This window comes from Streptomyces toyocaensis (assembly GCF_000725125.1).
GTDB lineage: Bacteria > Actinomycetota > Actinomycetes > Streptomycetales > Streptomycetaceae > Streptomyces > Streptomyces toyocaensis.
On the sequence record NZ_JFCB01000017.1, the window covers coordinates 130315 to 151529 of the forward strand.

Genomic DNA, 21215 nt, shown 5'->3' on the forward strand with positions numbered 1-21215 from the left:
GCCGCCGCCGCCCGGCCGCGCGGGCCGTGTCCCTCACGGCTTGCGGGCCACCGCCCCGTACAGCGAGATCACGGCGTTCTCGTCGGTGCTCTCCCCGTCGGCGAGCTCGGGACGCCAGTCGGTCACCTGCACGAGACCGGGCTCGACGAGCTCCAGTCCCTCGAAGAAACGCGCGATCTCCGCCCGCGTGCGGGGTGCGAGGGTGACGCCGCCCGCCTGGTACATCGCCACCCCGCGGCCGACCGCCTCCGGGTCGAAGTCGGCGGTGAGCTGGGACAGCACCAGGAAGCTGCCGGGAGGAAGGGCGTCGACGAGGCGCGCCACCAGGGCGTAGGGGTCGTCCTCGTCGCCGAGGAAGTGCGTCAGCGCCACGAGGGACAGGGCCACCGGCCGGGTGAGGTCCAGGCTCTCGCGGGCCTGCCGCAGGATGCGCTCCGGCTCGCGCACGTCGGCCTGCACGTAGGCGGTGACGCCCTCGGGGGTGCTGCGCAGCAGCGCCTCCGCGTGCTTCAGGACGATGGGGTCGTTGTCGGTGTAGACGACGCGGGACTCCGGCGCGACCCGCTGGGCCAGCTGGTGCAGATTGGGTTCGGTGGGGATGCCCGTGCCGATGTCCAGGTACTGCCTCACGCCCGCCCTGCCGGCCAGCCACCGGGTGACGCGCTGCATGAACCAGCGGTTGGTACGGGCGACGTGCTGGGCCGTGCCGTCGAGGCTCATGATCCGGCGGCCCAGGTCCTCGTCGACGGGGTAGTTGTCCTTGCCGCCGAGGAACCAGTCGTAGACCCGGGCCGGATGCGGCCTGGAGGTGTCGATCCGTGCGGCGAGGGGTTCGGTCCCGGTCATGTGCGCCTCCCCGGCCGCTCGGTGTCCTCTGTGTCCCGTGGGAATGATCATGTGTCCCGGTGGGAATGATCACGATCCTCGCAGGGCGCCGGGTCCGGCGACAGGCGACTACCGGCCGACCGTGGCCGGTTCACTGCCGTTGGTCCTCACCCGGGACGGGGGGCGGCGGCCAGGCCCGACAGCAGGACGCGGGTGAAGCCGTGCACCCACTCCTCGTCGGCCGGCTCCGCGCTGACCAGCGTGCGGTGCACCACCGCGCCGGCCACCATGTCGAAGATCAGGTCGACCGTGCGGGCCGCCTCACCGGCGTCGGGCTCCGGCGGCAGCTCACCCCGTTCCTGGGCGCGGGCCCGGCCCGCGAGGACGAGACGCTTCTGCCGGTCGACGATCGAGGCGCGGATGCGCTCCCGCAGGGCCTCGTCCCTCGTCGACTCCGCGACCACGGCCATCAGCCCGCTCCTGGCCTCCGGGCGGGCCAGGATCGCGGCGAACTGGAGCACCACACCCTCGATGTCGGCGGCCAGGGAGCCGCGGTCGGGCAGGCTCAGTTCGTCGAACAGCTCCGCGACCGCGTCCACGACCAGTTCGTTCTTGCCCGCCCAGCGCCGGTAGAGGGTCGTCTTGGCGACCCCGGCACGGACCGCCACGTCCCCCAACGTGAGCCTGGACCAGCCGAGTTCGACCAGAGCCTGACGCGTCGCGGCCAGGATCGCGGCGTTCGCCGCGGCGCTGCGCGGGCGCCCGGTGCGACTGGCGGGGGTGCGGCTCTGCATGGCACGACGATAACCGGGGGATACCGGGCGGTCGGTGGTGAGAGAGATCACGGGGGCGGGGTCCCGCGCGGGCCCCGATCGGAGTTACGCTACGGCTCGTAGCGAAAGCACCCGTGACCCGGCGTGCCCGAGCGACGACCACCGGCGCGGGGTGGGGACCCCGGCGCCAACACCACACGTACGCCTGGGTTTCCCGGGTGCTTTTCACACACGCGCGCAGTACGGGGGAGGATAGGCGCATGCAGCCACGGAACATGTCCATGAGCGGAGTCGTCGACCTCGCCGCGGTGAAGGCGGCCCAGGAGGCCAAGGCGAAGGCGGAGCAGGCGCGCGCCGAAACGGCCCGGCAGGGCGGCGGGGGCGCCGTCTCCCCGGCCGATCTCGTCATCGACGTCGACGAGGCCGGCTTCGAGCGCGACGTCCTGCAGCGGTCCACCGAGGTCCCGGTCGTCATCGACTTCTGGGCCGAGTGGTGCGAGCCCTGCAAGCAGCTGAGCCCCGTCCTGGAGCGGCTCACCGTCGAGTACAACGGGCGCATCCTCCTCGCCAAGATCGACGTCGACGCCAACCAGATGCTGATGCAGCAGTTCGGGATCCAGGGGATCCCGGCCGTCTTCGCGGTGGTGGCCGGGCAGGCGCTGCCGCTCTTCCAGGGAGCCGCGGGCGAGGCCCAGATCCGGCAGACCCTGGACCAGCTCGTGCAGGTCGGCGAGCAGCGCTTCGGCCTGACCGGTCTCACCGTCGACCCCGACGCGGAGCCGGGCGGGGTGGCCGCGGCCGCCCCGGCGGAGGCCGCCGGCCCCTACGACGCCCTGCTGGAGGCCGCCGTGCGGGCCCTGGACAGCGGCGATCTCCCCGGTGCCGTCCAGGCGTACAAGAACGTGCTCGCGGACGACCCGGGCAACCCGGAGGCCACCCTGGGTCTCGCCCAGGCCGAACTGCTCCAGCGGGTGCAGGGCGCCGACCCGCAGCAGGTGCGCAAGGAGGCCGCCGAGAAGCCGGGGGACGCCGCCGCGCAGATCGCCGCCGCCGACCTGGACCTGGTGGGCGGTCACGTCGAGGACGCCTTCGGCCGGCTCATCGAGACGGTGGGGCGCACCGCGGGCGACGACCGCGACGCCGTACGGGTGCGGCTGCTCGAGCTGTTCGAGGTGGTCGGCGCCGACGATCCGCGTGTGATCGCGGCGCGCCGGGCGCTGGCACGGGCCCTGTTCTGACCGGACCCGTAACCGGTTCGGACCGGTTCGCCGGTCGGCCCCGGTCCGCGGGGCCCGTGTGACGGATTGGCTCACGGAGGCCGGTGCGGCCGCGCTTTACCAAATCTTGGTAATCGCGGCCGCTGTTACTGCGAGTAAGTCGCAGGCGTTGATCTGTCGGGTTCTGTCCACTGATCAACAGTTTTGTACGGCACCTTCGGTGCACCGAGCGTCGCTGAGCGGGACCGGCGGGCCGGTGCACGGTTACCCCGCCGTTACTAGCGAGTAACGAACCCCCTTGTGCGGGCGGCGAGAATGCACCACGATCGGCCACGCTCGGTCCATTACCCGTACCCCGACAGCCGGTCGGGACGCGGGAACTCCTGGGTCCCCACCGAGCAGAACCGGCGGCAGTGACGCCGGTTCTAGGACAGGGGGGTCTTCGTCCGTCCGGCGAAGCCTGTCCAGCAGGGTTGTGCGTGATGCGTGTCAGGCGCGACCAGTGGTTGTCGCTCGGGGGTGATCGCCGGTGATTCGGGCGCGTGTTTCCGCGCCGCCGAGTGCGGGCGCTCTCCTTCCCGAGGACGTAGCACTTCTCCCATCCCTGCCCGGCTGAGCCGCCGTCTCCGGCGGTGAGTCAGGTCAGGAGATGTACGTCCGAGAAGGAGGAAATATGGAGTCCCAGGTGCGTGGCGGGACCAGATGGAAGCGGTTCGCTGTGGTCATGGTGCCCAGCGTCGCCGCCACGGCGTGCATAGGTGTCGCCCTCGCGCAGGGCGCCCTCGCGGCGTCGTTCAGCGTGTCGGGCCAGTCGTTCAAGGTCACCACGGACGAGCTGGTCGGTACGGGCTTCTCGCAGTACGGCGCCCTTGACGAGGGGTACACCCTCTCCGGCCAGAAGACGGTTCACCCCGTCGCGGTCTCGGCGTTCAAGTCGGCGAGCATCAAGAACATGTGTCAGTCGGTCGTCACCCCGAACATTCCGGTGCTCGGGAACGTCAGCCTGATGCTGCGTGCGGGTCAGAGCGAGCCGGTCGAGGCCAAGAACCTCTACATCGACGTCGCCGACTTGAACGCCGATGCGACGTTCACGAACATCGACATCGGTGTGGCCGCCAAGGACGCCGGCAAGGGTCCTGGCATGAAGGGCGGCGGCGAGCAGGCCAACCCCTACGGGTTCGCCCAGCAGGCCGAGAAGGCCGTCCTGAAGGACGTGAAGCAGACGGCGTGGGCGACCACCGCCGGAACCTTCAAGCTCAGCGGTCTGAAGATGTCGCTGTCGACGGGTGTCAAGGAGTGCTACTAAGCACTCGCTGACGGGCGGGGGAGCCGGTGGCGCCCCCGCCCGTCCACCTTCCCGCCGCGCCTTCACGCGCGGCGCACATCACCACCACAGCAAAGCCGTACCAGGGAGCTGTTTTCCATGAGCGCCGAGACTCCTGCCGCCTCCGGCCAGTTCACCCGCCGCAGGCAGCAGTTCCGCGCCTGGCGGGGCGAACGGCCGTTCTGGGCCGGGCTGTTCGTCATGCTCGGCGGACTCCCCATCGCCTACTTCCCGTACGCGAACCTCCAGATAGGACACCTGACGCTGGCGATGGCGACCACCGCGGGCGCCGGGTCCCTGATCATCGGTGTCCTGCTCGTCGTCCTCGGCGTCAGCCTCTGGTTCCAGAAGCACGTCCGGGTCTTCGCGGGTGTCGCGGCGATCCTGCTGGCGCTCGTGTCCATCCCCGTGTCCAACATCGGCGGCTTCCTGATCGGCTTCCTCCTCTCCCTGGTGGGCGGAGCGATGGCCGTGTCGTGGGCGCCGGGCGCACCGCCCGCGCAGGAGCCGCCGGCGGACGGGAACGGCCATGACGGCACACCGGAGGGCGTGACCGCCGACACCACCGCCCTGGAACCCGTCGAGGGCACCGCGGCGACGGGCGATGCGGGTCCCTCCCAGGGCCACGAGGTCCTGGGGGAGAACGATCTGTCAGGAACGAGCCCGGCGAACGGGGCGAACGGGAGGCACAGTGCCGGCTGACGAGGTGACCCACGGGACTGAGGTGGACACGTCCCGTGTGAGAACCGGGCCGCGCCACGCGGCACCGAAGAAGCCGCTGTTCACCAGGTTCCACGTGCCGGCCGGGAAGGCGATCGCCATCGCGGCGATGCCGACCGCCGTCCTCATGGGAATGGGCTTCACCCCGACGCTCGCCCAGGCCGACGACCAGCCGTCGTCGAAGAACCTCACGGCCGACGAGTTCAAGGAGTGCCTGGAGGCCGTCGAGGACGCGGAGAAGGGGGGCGCCACCGCGTCACCCACGCCGTCCGCCACGGCGAGCGGGAGCGCCGCCCCGGACGAGGAGTCCTCGGCGGAGCCGACCCCGTCGGCCCCCGCGCAGGAGGCCCCGGACACGGGTACGGACGAGGCGACGGACCCTTCGCCGGATTCAGGTTCCGACGACGCGTCCGAGCCCGCGCCGACCCCCTCCGCGACCGCGGACGCACAGGCCGCCGAGGAGCAGACCGAGCCCGCGCCGGCTCCTTCGGAGACCGACCGCAATCTGCTCGAGGAGATCGGGGACGGCCTCAAGGACGTCTTCACCCCCGGGGAGGGCGAGGAGGAGGCGGCCCCGAGCCCCACCCCGACCGCCTCCGCCCCGGCCGCGGAGGAGACCGCAGCCGAGGAGACGGCCGGCGCCGCGGAGGAGACCGCCGGGAAGGCGGCCACCGAGGCGGCGAAGGACATCGCTCAGGACGCCGCGGGCACGGCGTCGCCTGCGGCCGGTGCCACCGAGGAGGCGGCGGAGGAGCCCGCCGCCGAGGTGACAGCGACTCCCGGGGCCACCGCCTCGCCGAGCCCCTCCGAGACGTCCGGCGTCGACCTGGAGGACTGCCCGGTCGCCACGGACGCCGAGGGCGGGGTCGACAACAACGTCCCGCTGCCCGACGAGCCGTGGTTCCTGAACGCCAGCTCGCTGCTGCTGAAGGGCGCCGACTACAAGGGCATCGTCGAGGTACGGACGGCGAGCGGCACCACCAAGAAGGTGCTGAAGTACGTCATATCCGACGGGACCGACATCGGTGACCTGCACCAGACGGTCAAGGACGAGCAGTCCGGCAAGACCTACCACGTGCAGGCCGCCAAGGGGTCGACGTCGACCATCCGCGACGGCGACACCGTGATGTACACCGAGAGCATCTCCGGCAACCTGCTCGGACTGATCCCGATCACGTTCGACCCGGAGCACCCGCCGCCGCTCAACATCCCGCTGATCTACTTCACCAACGTGAAGGTGCAGCAGGCCGGCCAGTTCGGCGGCACGCTGCACGTGCCCGGGCTGCACCAGTACGTCACCGACTGAGCGCGCGCCGGACCCTCACGGGAGCCGCACGCACCGAGGGCGCCCCCTGTCCGCAGGGGGCGCCCTCGGTGCGTGTCACGCGCCGTGCGGTCAGGCGGCCGCGCCGCCCAGGTGGTGGACGCGGACCATGTTCGTGGTGCCGGGGACGCCGGGGGGCGAACCGGCCGTGATGATCACGGTGTCGCCCTCGTTGAAGCGGTGCAGCTTCACCAGCTCCTGCTCCACCAGCTCGACCATCTCGTCGGTGCTGTTCACGAACGGCACGACGTGCGGCTCCACGCCCCAGCTGAGCGCCAGCTGGTTGCGGGTCGACTCGTCCGTGGTGAACGCCAGGATCGGCTGCGCGACGCGGTAGCGGCACAGCCGCCGGGCCGTGTCGCCGGACTGGGTGAAGGCCACCAGGCCCTTGCCGCCGAGGAAGTCGGCGATCTCGCAGGCGGCGCGGGCCACCGAACCGCCCTGGGTGCGCGGCTTCTTGCCCGGCACCAGCGGCTGGAGGCCCTTGGACAGCAGCTCCTGCTCGGCCGCCTGGACGATCTTCGACATCGTCCGCACGGTCTCGACCGGGTACGCGCCCACGCTCGACTCCGCCGAGAGCATCACCGCGTCGGCGCCGTCCAGGATCGCGTTGGCCACGTCGGAGGCCTCGGCGCGGGTCGGCCGCGAGTTGGTGATCATCGACTCCATCATCTGGGTCGCCACGATCACCGGCTTGGCGTTGCGCCGGCACAGCTCGATCAGGCGCTTCTGGACCATGGGGACCTTCTCGAGCGGGTACTCGACGGCGAGGTCGCCGCGGGCGACCATCACACCGTCGAACGCCATCACGACGTCCTCCATGTTCTCCACCGCCTGCGGCTTCTCCACCTTGGCGATGACCGGGACCCGGCGGCCCTCCTCGTCCATCACGCGGTGCACGTCGGCGACGTCCTTGGCGTCCCGGACGAAGGACAGCGCGACCAGGTCGCAGCCCATCCGCAGGGCGAACCGCAGGTCCTCGACGTCCTTCTCGGACAGCGCGGGCACGTTCACGGCCGTGCCGGGCAGGTTGATGCCCTTGTGGTCGGAGATGACACCGCCCTCGATGACGATCGACTTCACCCGCGGGCCGTCGACGTCCAGCACCTTCAGCTCGACGTTGCCGTCGTTGATCAGGATCTGGTCGCCGCGGGAGACGTCACCCGGCAGGCCCTTGTAGGTCGTCCCGCAGATCGTCTTGTCGCCCGGGACGTCCTCGGTGGTGATGGTGAACTCGTCACCGCGCACCAGCTCGACGGGACCCTCCGCGAAGGTCTCCAGGCGGATCTTCGGGCCCTGGAGGTCGGCCAGGACGCCGATGGCCCTGCCCGTCTCCTTGGCGGCGGCACGGACGCGGTCGTACCGGCCCTGGTGCTCGGCGTGCGAGCCGTGGCTGAAGTTGAAGCGGGCCACGTTCATGCCGGCTTCGATCAGGGCGACAAGCTGCTCGTGGGAGTCGACCGCGGGGCCGAGAGTACAGACGATTTTCGAACGGCGCATGGGGCGATCCTAACGGTTTGTTTCGCTCCGGAATATTCCGTCTGGCGGAAAATACAAATGAGGTTCTGCCTGCTCAGTTGTTCTTTCCGACCAGTGCGTATGTCTGCTGTGCGATCTCCATTTCCTCGTCCGTCGGTACCACCGCGACCGCGACCCGCGCGCCCTCGGGCGAGATCAGCCGCGGCCCCGTGCCGCGCGCGGCGTTGCGCTCGCCGTCGACCGCCAGCCCCAGCCCCTCCAGGCCCGCGACGGCCGCCTCCCGTACCGGAGCGGCGTTCTCGCCGACCCCGGCCGTGAAGGCCACCGCGTCCACCCGCCCGAGAACGGCGTAATAGGCACCGATGTACTTCTTCAGACGGTGAATGTAGATGTCGAACGCGAGCCTCGCCTGTTCGTCGCCCTCGTCGATCCGGCGCCGGATCTCCCGCATGTCGTTGTCCCCGCACAGTCCGACGAGACCGCTCCTCTTGTTGAGGAGGGTGTCGATCTCGTCGGCGGACATTCCGCCGACACGCATCAAATGGAAGATGACGGCCGGGTCCATGTCCCCGGACCGCGTACCCATCACCAGTCCCTCCAAGGGCGTCAGCCCCATCGAGGTGTCCACGCAGCGTCCGCCGCGCACCGCCGAGGCGGACGCCCCGTTGCCCAGGTGCAGCACGATGACGTTCACCTCCTCGGGCGTCCTGCCCAGCAGCCCCGCCGTCTTCCGGGAGACGTATGCGTGGGAGGTGCCGTGGAACCCGTAGCGGCGGACGCGGTGCTCGTCGGCGGTCCTCACGTCGATCGCGTACCGGGCGGCCGACTCCGGCATCGTGGTGTGGAAGGAGGTGTCGAACACCGCCACCTGCGGCAGGTCGGGGCGCAGCGTCATGGCCGTGCGGATGCCGGTCAGATTGGCCGGGTTGTGCAGGGGCGCCACCGGGATCAGGCGCTCGATCTCGGCGAGGACCCGGTCGTCGATCACCGTCGGCTCGGTGAAGCGCATCCCGCCGTGCACCACCCGGTGGCCGATCGCGGCCAGCTCCGGGGAGTCGAGGCCCAGCCCGTCGGCGGCCAGTTCCCCGGCCATCGCCTTCAGCGCGGCGTCGTGGTCGGTGACCTGGCCGGTCCGCTCCCGGGTCCGTCCGCCCGACGCCAGCGGGGTGTGCCGTACGAGGGAGGTCCGCTCACCGATCCGCTCGACCAGACCGGAGGCCAGCCGGCTGCTGTCGCGCATGTCCAGCAGTTGGTACTTCACCGACGAGGAGCCGGAGTTGAGGACGAGGACACGGGACGGGCTCACTGGGCGGCTGCCTTCTCGCTCGGGACCGGGGACTGGGCCGGGGACTGGGCCTGGATCGCCGTGATGGCGACGGTGTTGACGATGTCCTGCACCAGGGCGCCCCGGGACAGGTCGTTGACCGGCTTGCGCAGACCCTGGAGCACCGGGCCGACGGCGATGGCGCCGGCCGAGCGCTGCACGGCCTTGTAGGTGTTGTTGCCGGTGTTCAGGTCGGGGAAGATCAGCACGGTCGCCTGCCCGGCCACCTCGGAACCCGGCAGCTTGGTCGCCGCGACCGACGGCTCCACGGCCGCGTCGTACTGGATCGGCCCCTCGATCCGCAGATCGGGCCGGCGGGAGCGCACCAGCTCGGTGGCGGTGCGCACCTTGTCGACGTCGGCGCCGGAGCCCGACGTGCCCGTCGAGTACGACAGCATCGCGATCCGCGGCTCCACCCCGAACCGGGCGGCGGTGACCGCCGACTGCACGGCGATGTCCGCGAGTTGCTCGGCGTCCGGGTCGGGGTTGACCGCGCAGTCGCCGTAGACGAGCACCTTGTCGGCCAGGCACATGAAGAAGACCGAGGAGACGATCCCCGCGTCCGGACGGGTCTTGATGATCTCGAACGCCGGCCGGATGGTCGCGGCCGTGGAGTGCACCGAGCCGGACACCATGCCGTCGGCGAGGCCCTCCTGCACCATCAGCGTGCCGAAGTAGTTCACGTCGGAGACGACGTCGTAGGCCAGCTCCACGGTGACGCCCCGGTGGGCGCGCAGGGCCGCGTACTGCTCGGCGAAGGCGTCCCGCAGCTCCGACGTGGCCGGGTCGATCAGCTGGGTGCCGCCGAGGTCGACCCCCAGGTCGGCGGCCCTCTTGCGGATCTGGTCCACGTCACCGAGCAGGGTCAGCTCGCACACGCCCCGGCGCAGCAGCACCTCCGCCGCGTGCAGCACCCGCTCCTCGGTGCCCTCGGGGAGCACCACCCGGCGCAGGTCGGAACGGGCCTGTTCGAGCAGCTTGTGCTCGAACATCATCGGCGTGACGCGGTCACTGCTGGGCGCGGAGACCCGCTGGGTGAGCTCCGCGGTGTCGGCGTACCGCTCGAAGAGGCCGAGCGCCCGTTCCGCCTTGCGCGGGGTGGCCGCGTTCAGCTTCCCCTCCAGGGAGAAGAGCTGCTCCGCGGTGGGGAAGCTGTTGTTCGGCACCGAGAGCACCGGCGTGCCGGGCGCGAGGCGGTCGGCGAGGGTGAGGATGCGCTCGCCGGGCACCTCGTCCAGGGTCAGCAGCACCCCGGCTATCGGCGGGGTGCCGGCGCTGTGCGCGGCCAGCGAGCCGATGACCAGGTCGGCGCGGTCGCCCGGCGTGACGACGAGGCAGCCCGGGGTCAGAGCGGCGAGGAGGTTCGGCAGCATGGCGCCGCCGAACACGAAGTCCAGGGCGTCGCGGGCGAGCCCCGAGTCGTCGCCGAGCACCACCTTCGCGCCGAGGGCGTGGACGATCTGGGAGACGGTCGGGGCGGAGAGCGCGGGCTCGTCGGGCAGCACGTAGCAGGGCACGGGCAGCCGGGTGGCGAGCCGCTCGGCGATCTCCTCCCGCTCCTCGACCGCGACCCGGTTGACCACCATCGCGAGCACGTCGCAGCCCAGGGTGTCGTAGGCGCGGTAGGCGTTGCGGGTCTCCGCGCGCACCGACTCGGCGGTCTGCCTGCGGCCGCCCACGACCGGGATCACCGAGGCGCCGAACTCGTTGGCGAGCCGGGCGTTCAGGGCCAGCTCGTCGGGGAACTGGGTGTCGGCGTAGTCGGTGCCGAGGACCAGCACGACGTCGTAGTCGCGGGTCACCAGGTGGAACCGGTCGACGAGCGTGGACACCAGTTCGTCCGTGCCCTGCTCGGCCCGGAGCGCGGACGCCTCCGCGTAGTCCATGCCGTACACGGTCGCGGGGTCCTGCGTGAGCCGGTAGCGGGCCCGCAGCAGCTCGAAGAGGCGGTCCGGCCCGTCGTGCACCAGGGGACGGAACACGCCCACCCGGTCGACCTGCCGGGTGAGGAGCTCCATGACCCCGAGTTCGACGACCTGGCGGCCGTCGCCGCGGTCGATACCGGTCACGTACACGCTGCGGGTCACGCGCGCTCTCCGTTTCGTCGGGGGCCGCAAGAGGCATCGTCGGGCCACAAAAATCGCCCACCCAGGTGAGCGGATCCCTCTTGACAATACCTCCGGCGCTGGCTAGGACGCCCGTGCGTACGACGTCGGCGCCGCCCCGGGGGGCATGAAACAATCGGAGCTGGCTCACCGGTATCGACAGCGACCAGGAGACACAGCGAGATGCGTATAGGAGTCCTCACCGCAGGCGGCGACTGCCCTGGGCTGAACGCAGTGATCCGGTCGGTCGTGCACCGCGCGGTCGACAACTACGGCGACGAGGTCATCGGCTTCGAGGACGGCTACTCGGGCCTGCTCGACGGCCGCTACCGCACCCTCGACCTCAACGCGGTCAGCGGCATCCTGGCCCGCGGCGGCACCATCCTCGGCTCGTCCCGGCTGGAGCGCGACCGCCTGCGCGAGGCCTGCGAGAACGCCTCGGACATGATCCACGACTTCGGCATCGACGCGCTGATCCCGATCGGCGGCGAGGGCACGCTCACCGCGGCGCACATGCTGTCCGACGCGGGTCTGCCCGTGGTCGGCGTCCCGAAGACGATCGACAACGACATCTCCTCCACCGACCGCACCTTCGGCTTCGACACCGCCGTGGGCGTCGCCACCGAGGCGATGGACCGGCTGAAGACCACCGCCGAGTCCCACCAGCGGGTGATGGTCGTCGAGGTCATGGGCCGGCACGCGGGCTGGATCGCCCTGGAGTCCGGCATGGCCGCCGGCGCCCACGGCATCTGCCTGCCCGAGCGTCCCTTCGACCCCGCCCAGTTGGTGAAGATGGTCGAGGAACGCTTCGCCCGCGGCAAGAAGTTCGCGGTCATCTGCGTCGCCGAGGGCGCCCACCCGGCCGACGGCACCATGGACTACGGCAAGGGCGAGATCGACAAGTTCGGCCACGAGCGCTTCCAGGGCATCGGAACGGCCCTGGCGTACGAGCTGGAGCGCCGTCTCGGCAAGGAGGCCAAGCCGGTCATCCTCGGCCATGTCCAGCGCGGTGGCGTACCGACCGCGTACGACCGCGTCCTCGCCACCCGCTTCGGCTGGCACGCGGTGGAGGCCGCGCACCGGGGCGAGTTCGGCAAGATGACCTCGCTGCGCGGCACGGACATCATGATGGTGCCGCTGGCGGACGCGGTCACCGAACTGAAGACCGTCCCCAAGGACCGGATGGACGAGGCGGAGTCGGTCTTCTAGGCACGCCCCCAGCGGCCCGCGTCCTCGACCGCCGTCCAGAAGTGCTCGACGATGCGGTCGAGGAACTCCCGGCCGCTGTCGCCCGCGTCGCCGTGGCCGCCGCCCCAGCTGAGGGTGGCGGCCATGTGGTCCCGGTAGTCCCGGTGCAGCCGGTGCAGCGCCCCCTCCAACTGCCGCCGGTCCAGCGGGGCGACCATCGACACCGGCCGCACGTACGCCTGCCAGCGCGTCGTCGCCGCACCGCGCAGCAACTCCGCGAGCCGGGCCTCCCGTCCGGTGACGGCGATGACGTCGGCCAGGGACAGGGCGAGCATCCGGGCCAGGGCGGCCGACTGCCGCTCGGTGCCGTGCCACTGGCCCGTCTCCTCCATCCGCAGGTACGCCTGCAGTTCGTGGCCGACCGTGCGGGCGACGTCCTCGGGTGCCAGGCCGCGCGCGACCCGGTGCTCGCGCAGGGTGCGCGGACGCCCGATGAGCTCACCGGGCGAGCACCACAACGCACCGGCCAGCGCGCTGAGTTCGGGATGGGAAGGGCTGGCGGACCCGCCCTCCCAGGCGGCGACGAGCGCCGGGGTGACGTACGGCAGCCCGTACGAGGCGCGCAGGGTGTGGGCGACATGCTCCGGCCCCAGGCCCAGGGCGGCCCGCAGCCGGCGCGCGGCGGGGGCGTTGAACGGCGGGGGCGGACGACGGTCGCTGCGAGGGAAGGGTCGGTGCACGGCCCACAAGCTAGGCCCGTTCACCGGGGATGACTACGGTCCGTCCGGCCAGGATCACCCATCGTGGGGCGGTGCGGCTACCGGCGGGTCGGGCGCTTCGGCGCGGAGGGGCGGTCCGGTGCGCTCCGGCGTACCGGACCGCGAACAGCAAGCTCAGCGGGCATATGCGTGATCCCCCTCGGCCGTATCCGGGTCGACGGCTGGGTGACCCGCACGCACGAGGTTCGCACGTCCGCTCGACCCGAGGGCCTTCGACCGCGGCTGCCCACGCGGCTCGAATCCACCGCCCACGCGTCGCCCACCGTGTACTCCGAGTCTGCCGGCACGGTCGTGCGACCCACCCGGTGAAGGACCTGTCGAACCGACATGCGCACACCACGGCACTTCTGGAAGGCGTCCGCTGTCGTCGCGGCCGGCCTGTCCGGGGCACTCGTCCTGCAGGTCTGACGGGACAGGCGAACAGCGGCTCCCACGCCGGAGATACGCCGGGACCGGTGGCTCAGCCCCGCGCGGTTGTCTGTACCGGCGGGGAGGGCCGACGGACGTTTCTGGTCAGAGGCCGCAGGAGCCGCGGTCGAGGTGGAAGTAGCGGGCGTTGGCCCAGCGGCACATGCGGATACCGACGGTGACGCCGACGATGGTGACCAGGGCGGGCAGGTATCCGCTCGCGACTTGGACGATCGGGATTGCCGGGCACCCTCCGGAGATCGCCCAGCCCGTACCGAACAGCACCGCGCCGGGGATCACGCCGGCGTGTATGCGCCCCGGGGTGCGGCGGACCCGCAGCAGGGCGAATGCGCACACGATGATCACGACCGCGCCGGCGAAGGAGAGGAGCATGCGCAGGTCCTGGAAGGTGAACATGCGGTTCAGCTCGGTGTAGTCGCCGAAGCCGATGTTGGAGACGGTATAGCCGAGAGTGAGGCCGGTGATGATGTTGGCCAGCAGAATCGCACCCCGGGTACGCATCAGATCACCTTCCACAGCAGGAACGACACCGCGACGGCGGTGCCGAAGAACACGGCGGTCGCCACCAGGCTGACCGGGCGCAGACGTCCGCAGCCGTTGAGTCCGTGGCCGGAGCTGCACCCACCGGCCAGCCGAGTGCCGAAGCCGACCAGCACGCCTCCGACGAACAGCAGGACGACCATGGTGGTCGAATTCGCGGTGACCACGTTCCGAAATCCCGGGCCCATGTCGAAGCGGAGGTGGAAGCGCCCGGAGGTGAGAGCGGCGATCAGTCCGCCGAGGAAGATCGACACCAGCAGGGCAGCCTGGGTGGCCAGCGGGGCGGGGCCCGGGCTCGTGACCGAGGCGTCCTCACCCACCGTCGCTTCGGCGTCCGTTTCGAGCGGCTGCGACGTCCCGGACGTGGCCGGCGGCACGGTGGGCGCGGCGGGGCTGGTGCCGAAGTGCTCCGCCGTGGCTGCGGCGAGAGCATCAGCGAGGGCACGCTCGTCGGTGAACTCCTCGTCCATCCGCTCCAGGCGGCGCTCCCTGCGCCAGTGCAACACGCGGTCCCACGCGGACGACACCCCGAAGGACCGGTCCGTGACGAGGGCGTAGTTGATGGTGATCAGAGCGAGCCCGGCAGCGCCGGCCCACCAGGGCCAGTAGTCACTCATGCGGGGCCTCCCATCCATTCGGTGAATCGAGCCCACCAGCCGCGCTTCGAGCCGGGCCTCTGCCCCGCGCGTCGAGACGGGCGGTCTGGGGACTGTGCAGACGGTGGCGGTGAGGACGGTCTGTGATGCGAGACCGGAATCGTCGGAGACGCTGCCCCGAACTGAGCCATGGTCTCCGGTGCCGCGGCCACAGCTTCTGACGGCTCTGATGGCCAAGCCGGTGCCGGCTGCGACCAGGACGCATTCTGCGGCGGCCAGGGATTGTGGTGTGGTGGAGGGGCCTGCTGAGATCCCAGGTGCGGGTCGCCGGCACCGCGCCGGTCCTGGCCGGTGGCCGCGTCTTCAAGCTGTCGCGCGCGGGCTCCGTTGGGCAGCAGGCTGATCGGCACACGCTCACCGGTGAGTGACACCTGATAGCGCGCACAGCCAAGCCACTGATCCTCGCTGTCGCAGTAGTAGTCGCGCCACCCTTGCAAACTCGCCCTGAGCAAGGGAAAGAGAGGGCATCCTGCGGCGTGCGAGCAACTCACGTCGCTCCCTTCTGACCGGCGCACACCACCCATTCCGTGAGGGCGGTTGCCGTTCTCGGTCTCTTGCCCTCGCCGCGCCCCGGCCGACGATTCAAATAAGACGCGGCGACGGTCTGTCACAATACGGATCAGTGCCTTCCATCCCTTCGACCGGGCGAGATGGAATCACTGTTTCGGGGTCCCGAGCAAACTCGGGGCGCATTCCGACTGTGACCACTTGACATCATGGAGTGAGATAGGCCACACGCAACTTATGCCCTATGTCTCGCATCACTGGATATTCGCGGCCGAGGTCGAGGCCCGCTTTGAGCGTGACGCGCCCTCATGGACGGTCCGCCTGGTGGCGCGAGTCAGTTGTTCGTGGAAACGATGCGGATATGGTGTTGGTTGTGTCGGCATGGTGAATTCAACTGTGACGAAACTGTTGATATTAATGGTCGCCAATAACGGGGCTGCTGAAGGGGAATCATGTGCCGACGCGCTGTCTGCCAGTCATGCCGGAAGGTGACGTATGAGGGCTGCGGGAGACACGTGGAGCAAGTGCTCGACGGCGTGCCGGCGCCTCAGCGGTGCATGTGTGAGTCGGCGGAGCCCAAGCCTGTGCGCACAGGGGAGCCGATGACGCGAACGGGGTCGGAACCGGCCGGACGCGGCGGGACGGTGCGACGCGCACATATCCCTCGACGCCCGGACAGTTCACCGGGTCGATCGAAGGACGGCTGGTGGACCCGGCTCATCGCGTGGTTGAAAAGCCCAGCATGAAGCAAGGAGAGGCAGAGCGCTGTGTTCGCGCGGGGCCGCCCCCAGCGCCTCGTGAGGGTCGGTGCGTGTGGGGAGGCCGGCGCCCCGTCGCACTGTGGCAGGTCCGGGCCCCGTCGGTGACGCCCGGCCGCGCCTCGAATCGGGTGTCGCCCAGTGCCGGCCGGAGGGCTTCTTCGACGGCTTGGTCTCGGCGCTCGACTTCCTCAAACCCTTGCCTGCGGTCGCCGGCGGCCTGCCACCGAACGACGCCCTTCCTGCCGGGCGGGCTCGCCCAAGGAGGCCGGACAGGCCCGTCGGGCGGCACGGCTCACCGGCCCCGACCCCACCGGTACACCAGTTCCGGCCGCCCCACCTGCCCGTACACCGGTGCCCGCCCGGCCCTCCCCGCCTCCACCAGATGCTCCAGGTACCGCCGCGCCGTGATCCGGGAGATCCCCACCGCCTCGGCCACCCCCGCCGCGGTGAGTCCGTCCTCCGCCTCCCGCAGGGCCTCCGTCACCCGTTCCAGCGTCGGTGCGCTCAGCCCCTTCGGGAGGGCGGCCGGTGCGGGCGCGCGCAGGGCGGCCAGCGCCCGGTCCACCTCCTCCTGGCCGCCGGCCTCGCCCACGGCCGCGTGGAACTCGGCGTACCGCACCAGACGGTCCCGCAGTGTCGCGAAGGTGAACGGCTTGAGCACGTACTGCACGACGCCGAGCGACACCCCCTCACGCACGACCGCGAGGTCCCGCGCGGACGTCACCGCGATCACGTCGGCGTGATGACCGGCCGCCCGCAGCGAACGCGCCAGCTGGAGGCCGTGCACGTCGGGCAGGTGCAGATCGAGGAGGAGCAGGTCGACGGGCGTGCTTTCCAGTGCCCGGCGCGCCTCCGCCCCGGTGCGCGCCTTGCCCACGGCGACGAACCCCGGCACCCGCCCGACGTACATCACATGCGCGTCGGCGGCGACCGGGTCGTCCTCGACCACCAGCACTCTGATGGGCTCCCCGGTCATCCGGCGCCCCCCGGGCCCTGAACGACCGCCGCTTCCCGGAGCGGCAGTCGCACCTCGAACACCGCGCCGCTCCCGTCCGCCGAGGCCACCGACAGGTGTCCGCCGTGCCGCGTCACCGCCTGCCGCACGAGGGCCAGGCCCAGCCCCCTCCCGCCGGGACCGGACGGCTTGGTCGTGAAGCCGCGGCGGAAGACCGCCTCCGTGTGGTCCGGGTCCACGCCCGGGCCGGTGTCGGACACCCGCAGGACCAGTTCCGAGGGGCTCTCGGTCAGCGCCGTCACCGTCACCCGGGGCCGCACCCCGCCCTGCGCCGCGTCCACGGCGTTGTCGATCAGGTTGCCGAGGATGGTGACCAGGTCCCGGGCGGGCAGGGTGTCCGGGAGGAGGCCGTCGTCCAGGCGGCTGTCGTCCGACACCACCAGTTCCACGCCCCGCTCGTTGGCCTGGGCGGTCTTGCCGAGGAGCAGCGCCGCGAGGACCGGCTCGCTCACCGCCGCCACCACCTGGTCGGTGAGCGCCTGCGCCAGCTCCAGCTCGGCCGTCGCGAAGTCCACCGCCTCCTCCGCCCGGCCCAGCTCGATCAGCGAGACCACGGTGTGCAGCCGGTTCGCCGCCTCGTGCGCCTGCGACCGGAGCGCCTGGGTGAAGCCGCGCTCGGAGTCCAGCTCGCCCATCAGCGACTGGAGCTCGGTCACGTCCCGCAGGGTCACCACCGAGCCGCGCCGCTGGCCGCCGGTGACCGGCGAGGTGTTCACCACCAGCACCCGGTCCGCCGTCAGGTGCACCTCGTCCACCCGGGGTTCCGAGGCGAGCAGCGCGCCCGTCAGCGGCGCCGGAAGACCCAGCTCCGCGACCGGTCTGCCCACCACGTCCTCCTCCTGGTCCACTCCCAGCAGCTCCCGGCCGCCGTCGTTGATCAGCGCCACCCGGTACTGCCCGTCCAGCATCAGCAGCCCCTCGCGCACGGCGTGCAGCGCGGCCTGATGGTAGTCGTGCATGTGACTGAGCTCGGTCGCGTTCATGCCGTGGGTGTGACGGCGCAGCCGGGCGTTGATGACGTAGGTGCCGATCGCGCCCAGTCCGAGCGCGCCGGACGCGACGGAGAGCAGCGCGGTGAGCTGTCCCCGGGCGCGCTGGCTGATCTCCTCGACCCGTATGCCCGCGCTGACCAGGCCGACGATCCGGTCGCCGTCCCGGATCGGGGTGACCGCCCGGACCGACGGCCCGAGGGTACCGGTGTAGGTCTCGGAGAAGGTACGGCCCCGCAGCGCCGGCGCCGTGTGGCCCTGGAACACCAGGCCGATCTGGTCCGGGTCGGGGTGGGTCCAGCGGATGCCCCGCGTGTCCATGATCGTGACGAAGTCCACGTCGGTGTCGCGCACCACCGCCAGCGCGTACGGCTGGAGCCGCGCCGAGGGGTCGGGCGTGCGGACCGCCTCCCGCACGGACGGGGAGTCGGCGACCGAACGGGCCACCGCGGTGGCCTGGCGTCCCGCCGCCTCCTCGGCCTGGCTGCGGTCGCCGACGTAGGTGAACAGCGCGTACCCCGCCACGACGACCGTGATGAGCACGGCCTGCATGGCGAACAGCTGACCCGCGAGGCTGCGGGGCCGCGGGAGGGGGATGCGCATGCCGCCAGTCTGCCTCCGGGGTCCACGGTGAACTAAATGAACGGAAGGGTGACCGCGCTCACAAGGCGCGACATAGTCACGGCGTTCCCCCAACATCCATCCCCCGGACGTGAGCCGCACGCCGGTGATGCCGACGACGTCGTCAAGGAGGGCCGCCGTGACCAGCACATCCGCTCCGGCACCTGCCGCACCCGCAGCCAAGCGGGACCGCACGCACTATCTCTACATCGCGGTGATCATCGCGGTCGCCCTCGGCATCGCCGTCGGTCTGATCGCACCCGACTTCGCGGTCGAGCTGAAGCCGATCGGCACCGGGTTCGTGAACCTGATCAAGATGATGATCTCGCCGATCATCTTCTGCACCATCGTGCTGGGCATCGGCTCCGTGCGGAAGGCCGCCAAGGTCGGAGCCGTCGGCGGTATCGCCCTGGGCTACTTCATGGTCATGTCGGTCGTGGCCCTCGCCATCGGTCTGATCGTGGGCAACATCCTGGACCCGGGCACGGGTCTGGCGATCACCGACGCGGTCAAGGAGACCGGCCACGCACAGGTCGACGCGGAGGCCAAGGACACCACCGAGTTCCTGCTCGGCGTCATCCCGGCCACCATCGTCTCCGCCTTCACCTCCGGCGAGGTGCTGCAGACCCTGCTGGTCGCCCTGCTCTGCGGCTTCGCCCTGCAGGCCATGGGCAACGCGGGCCAGCCGATCCTGCGCGGCATCGAGCACATCCAGCGGCTGGTCTTCCGGGTCCTGGCCATGATCATGTGGGCCGCCCCGATCGGCGCGTTCGGCGCCATGGCCGCGGTCACCGGCTCGGCGGGCCTGGACGCCCTGAAGAGCCTCGCGGTGCTGATGCTCGGTTTCTACGTCACCTGTGTGCTGTTCATCTTCGTGGTGCTCGGCGCGATGCTGCGGATCGTCGCGGGCCTGAACATCTGGACGCTCTTCCGCTACCTGGGCCGTGAGTTCCTGCTGATCCTGTCCACCTCCTCCTCCGAGTCGGCGCTGCCCCGTCTCATCGCCAAGATGGAGCACCTGGGCGTCAGCAAGCCGGTGGTCGGCATCACGGTCCCGACCGGCTACTCGTTCAACCTCGACGGCACCATGATCTACATGACCATGGCCTCGCTGTTCATCGCCGACGCCATGGGTACGCCGATGTCGATCGGCGAGCAGATCCCGCTGCTGCTGTTCCTGCTGGTCGCCTCCAAGGGCGCCGCCGGTGTCACCGGCGCGGGCCTGGCCACGCTGGCCGGTGGTCTGCAGTCCCACAAGCCCGCACTGGTGGACGGCATCGGCCTCATCGTCGGCATCGACCGCTTCATGAGCGAGGCCCGCGCCCTGACCAACTTCGCGGGCAACGCGGTCGCCACCGTGCTCGTCGGCACCTGGACCAAGGAGATCGACAAGGAGCGGGTCGCCGAGGTCCTCGCCGGCCGTGCCCCCTTCGACGAGAAGACGCTGCTGGACGACCACGACAGCGCGGACGACTCCGGCCCGTCCCCCGCCGAGCTGCCCGGCAGGGGCGGCGAGAAGGAGCTGGCCAAGGCCTGACGGCCGACGCCGCACACCCCCACGGACCCGGGCGGCTGGGACACTCCCCCCGTTGCTCAGCCGCCCGGTCGCAGGAGGCCCGCCGCCCGTATGCGGGCCTCCGCAGCCGCCGAGCGGCCGGACTCCCTCCCCGTGAGCCCGGCCGCTCGGCTTCTTCCGTCAGGACCGCCCTTGCCTCGACGTCGCTGTCCCTTGCCTTGACGCCGACGTCAGGGCTTACGTTCGTCCCCATGCGAATCGGCGAGCTGGCCGCACGGGCCGGGACCACCACGCGGACGCTGCGGTACTACGAGTCCCGTGGGCTGCTCCCCGCGCGGCGGACCACCAACGGATACCGGACCTACGACGAGGGCGACCTGAAGCTGTTGCGGCAGATCCGCACGCTCCAGGACTTCGGGTTCGACCTGGAGGAGACCCGGCCCTTCGTGGAGTGTCTGCGGGCCGGCCATCCCGAGGGCGACGCGTGCCCCGCCTCGCTCCAGGTCTACCGGCGCAAGCTGGACGAGCTGGACGCGCTCATCGGTGAGCTGCGGGCGGTGCGGGCGCAGGTGGGCGAGCAGCTGGCGCGGGCGGAGTCGGCGCGTGACCGGCTGGCCGCCGGGGCCGCGGCTGAGGAAGGTCCGGAGCCGCTGTGCGAACTGGGAGGGAAACCGTGGTGAGAGGTGTGCCCGAGGTGACCGACGAGGACTTCGCGTCGGAGGTGATCGGAGCGGAGCTGCCGGTGCTCGTGGAGTTCACGGCCGACTGGTGTCCGCCCTGCCGGCAGATGGCGCCGGTGCTGAGCGCACTGGCCGCGGAGGAGGAGGGCAGGCTGAAGGTCGTCCAGCTCGATGTGGACGCCAATCCCGGCACGACCAACGCGTACAAGGTGCTGTCGATGCCGACCTTCATGGTGTTCCGTGACGGGCAGCCCGTGCGGTCGATGGTGGGGGCCAGGCCCAAAAGGAGGCTCCGCGAGGAGCTGGAAGACGTGCTCTGACCTGCACGGAGAGTGCGAGGCGAGACAAGGAAACCCCCGCGGCAATTGCGCCCGGGGGTTTCCTTTGCGTATATTCATGGGTTCGCGACTTCGCAAGGGAGAAGGCGCGGTGAAGTTCAGTGA

General features: G+C 70.9%; 18 protein-coding genes. 8 read left to right on the forward strand and 10 right to left on the reverse strand.

Features of this window, described 5'->3' with window-relative positions; all coding sequences use genetic code 11:
- Positions 1-33: 33 nt before the first annotated feature.
- Complete coding sequence (locus BU52_RS19460) at positions 34-846, reverse strand: SAM-dependent methyltransferase (RefSeq protein ID WP_037936029.1); 813 nt, start codon at positions 844-846, stop codon at positions 34-36.
- A 146-nt stretch (positions 847-992) separates the two neighbouring features.
- Positions 993-1619 (reverse strand): TetR/AcrR family transcriptional regulator, encoded by a 627-nt coding sequence (locus tag BU52_RS19465; protein WP_037936031.1) that lies wholly within the window; start codon positions 1617-1619, stop codon positions 993-995.
- Positions 1620-1858: 239 nt separating this feature from the next.
- Here BU52_RS19465 and BU52_RS19470 point away from each other — a divergent pair, with 239 nt between their 5' ends.
- The 4 genes from BU52_RS19470 (at position 1859) to BU52_RS19485 (ending at position 6165) form a co-directional block, all read left to right on the forward strand.
- Positions 1859-2836 carry a tetratricopeptide repeat protein gene (locus BU52_RS19470; protein ID WP_037936033.1) on the forward strand — a complete coding sequence of 326 codons (978 nt, stop codon included), beginning with the start codon at positions 1859-1861 and terminating at the stop codon, positions 2834-2836.
- Positions 2837-3488: 652 nt separating this feature from the next.
- Positions 3489-4121 (forward strand): DUF6230 family protein, encoded by a 633-nt coding sequence (locus BU52_RS19475; RefSeq protein WP_037936037.1) that lies wholly within the window; start codon positions 3489-3491, stop codon positions 4119-4121.
- 117 nt (positions 4122-4238) lie between these two features.
- The gene (locus BU52_RS19480) at positions 4239-4841 is read left to right on the forward strand and encodes a DUF6114 domain-containing protein (RefSeq protein WP_037936039.1); all 603 of its coding nucleotides are present in this window, start codon (positions 4239-4241) and stop codon (positions 4839-4841) included.
- Positions 4831-6165: a hypothetical protein gene (locus BU52_RS19485; protein WP_037936040.1), complete on the forward strand. Its 1335-nt coding sequence runs from the start codon at positions 4831-4833 to the stop codon at positions 6163-6165. Before BU52_RS19480 ends, BU52_RS19485 begins: the two co-directional genes overlap by 11 nt.
- A 90-nt stretch (positions 6166-6255) precedes the next feature.
- On the opposite strand, the gene pyk is transcribed toward BU52_RS19485, so the two are convergent.
- From pyk to pta, 3 genes are all read right to left on the reverse strand, one after another.
- Positions 6256-7683 (reverse strand): pyruvate kinase, encoded by a 1428-nt coding sequence (gene pyk, locus BU52_RS19490; RefSeq protein WP_037936042.1) that lies wholly within the window; start codon positions 7681-7683, stop codon positions 6256-6258.
- 73 nt (positions 7684-7756) lie between these two features.
- Positions 7757-8968: an acetate kinase gene (locus tag BU52_RS19495; protein ID WP_037936043.1), complete on the reverse strand. Its 1212-nt coding sequence runs from the start codon at positions 8966-8968 to the stop codon at positions 7757-7759.
- Positions 8965-11073 carry a phosphate acetyltransferase gene (gene pta, locus BU52_RS19500; protein ID WP_037936044.1) on the reverse strand — a complete coding sequence of 703 codons (2109 nt, stop codon included), beginning with the start codon at positions 11071-11073 and terminating at the stop codon, positions 8965-8967. Before pta ends, BU52_RS19495 begins: the two co-directional genes overlap by 4 nt.
- A 201-nt stretch (positions 11074-11274) precedes the next feature.
- On the opposite strand from pta, the gene BU52_RS19505 reads away from it, so the two are divergent.
- Positions 11275-12300, forward strand: coding sequence for an ATP-dependent 6-phosphofructokinase (locus tag BU52_RS19505; protein ID WP_037936045.1), 1026 nt, complete (start codon positions 11275-11277; stop codon positions 12298-12300).
- Here the strand turns inward: BU52_RS19505 and BU52_RS19510 are convergent.
- From BU52_RS19510 to BU52_RS19530, 5 genes are all read right to left on the reverse strand, one after another.
- Complete coding sequence (locus tag BU52_RS19510; RefSeq protein WP_037936046.1) at positions 12297-13028, reverse strand: hypothetical protein; 732 nt, start codon at positions 13026-13028, stop codon at positions 12297-12299. The genes BU52_RS19505 and BU52_RS19510 overlap by 4 nt on opposite strands.
- 543 nt (positions 13029-13571) lie before the next feature.
- Entirely contained in the window at positions 13572-13988 is a 417-nt protein-coding gene (locus BU52_RS19515) for a YeeE/YedE thiosulfate transporter family protein (protein ID WP_037936048.1), read from the reverse strand.
- A complete protein-coding gene (locus tag BU52_RS19520) occupies positions 13988-14644 on the reverse strand; it encodes a YeeE/YedE family protein (RefSeq protein WP_037936050.1) in 657 nt (218 codons plus the stop codon). The genes BU52_RS19515 and BU52_RS19520 overlap by 1 nt, the downstream gene beginning before the upstream one ends.
- Before the next feature lie 1599 nt (positions 14645-16243).
- Entirely contained in the window at positions 16244-16927 is a 684-nt protein-coding gene (locus BU52_RS19525) for a response regulator (RefSeq protein WP_037936051.1), read from the reverse strand.
- Positions 16924-18558: a sensor histidine kinase gene (locus BU52_RS19530; protein ID WP_037936052.1), complete on the reverse strand. Its 1635-nt coding sequence runs from the start codon at positions 18556-18558 to the stop codon at positions 16924-16926. The genes BU52_RS19525 and BU52_RS19530 overlap by 4 nt, the downstream gene beginning before the upstream one ends.
- A 157-nt stretch (positions 18559-18715) precedes the next feature.
- On the opposite strand from BU52_RS19530, the gene BU52_RS19535 reads away from it, so the two are divergent.
- The 3 genes from BU52_RS19535 to trxA all read left to right on the forward strand — a co-directional run bounded on the left by BU52_RS19535 (position 18716) and on the right by trxA (position 21092).
- Positions 18716-20113, forward strand: coding sequence for a cation:dicarboxylate symporter family transporter (locus BU52_RS19535; RefSeq protein WP_037936053.1), 1398 nt, complete (start codon positions 18716-18718; stop codon positions 20111-20113).
- Between the two features lie 230 nt (positions 20114-20343).
- Entirely contained in the window at positions 20344-20772 is a 429-nt protein-coding gene (locus BU52_RS19540) for a MerR family transcriptional regulator (protein WP_037936054.1), read from the forward strand.
- Entirely contained in the window at positions 20769-21092 is a 324-nt protein-coding gene (gene trxA, locus BU52_RS19545; protein WP_407702049.1) for a thioredoxin, read from the forward strand. The genes BU52_RS19540 and trxA overlap by 4 nt, the downstream gene beginning before the upstream one ends.
- The last annotated feature ends 123 nt before the right edge of the window (positions 21093-21215 follow it).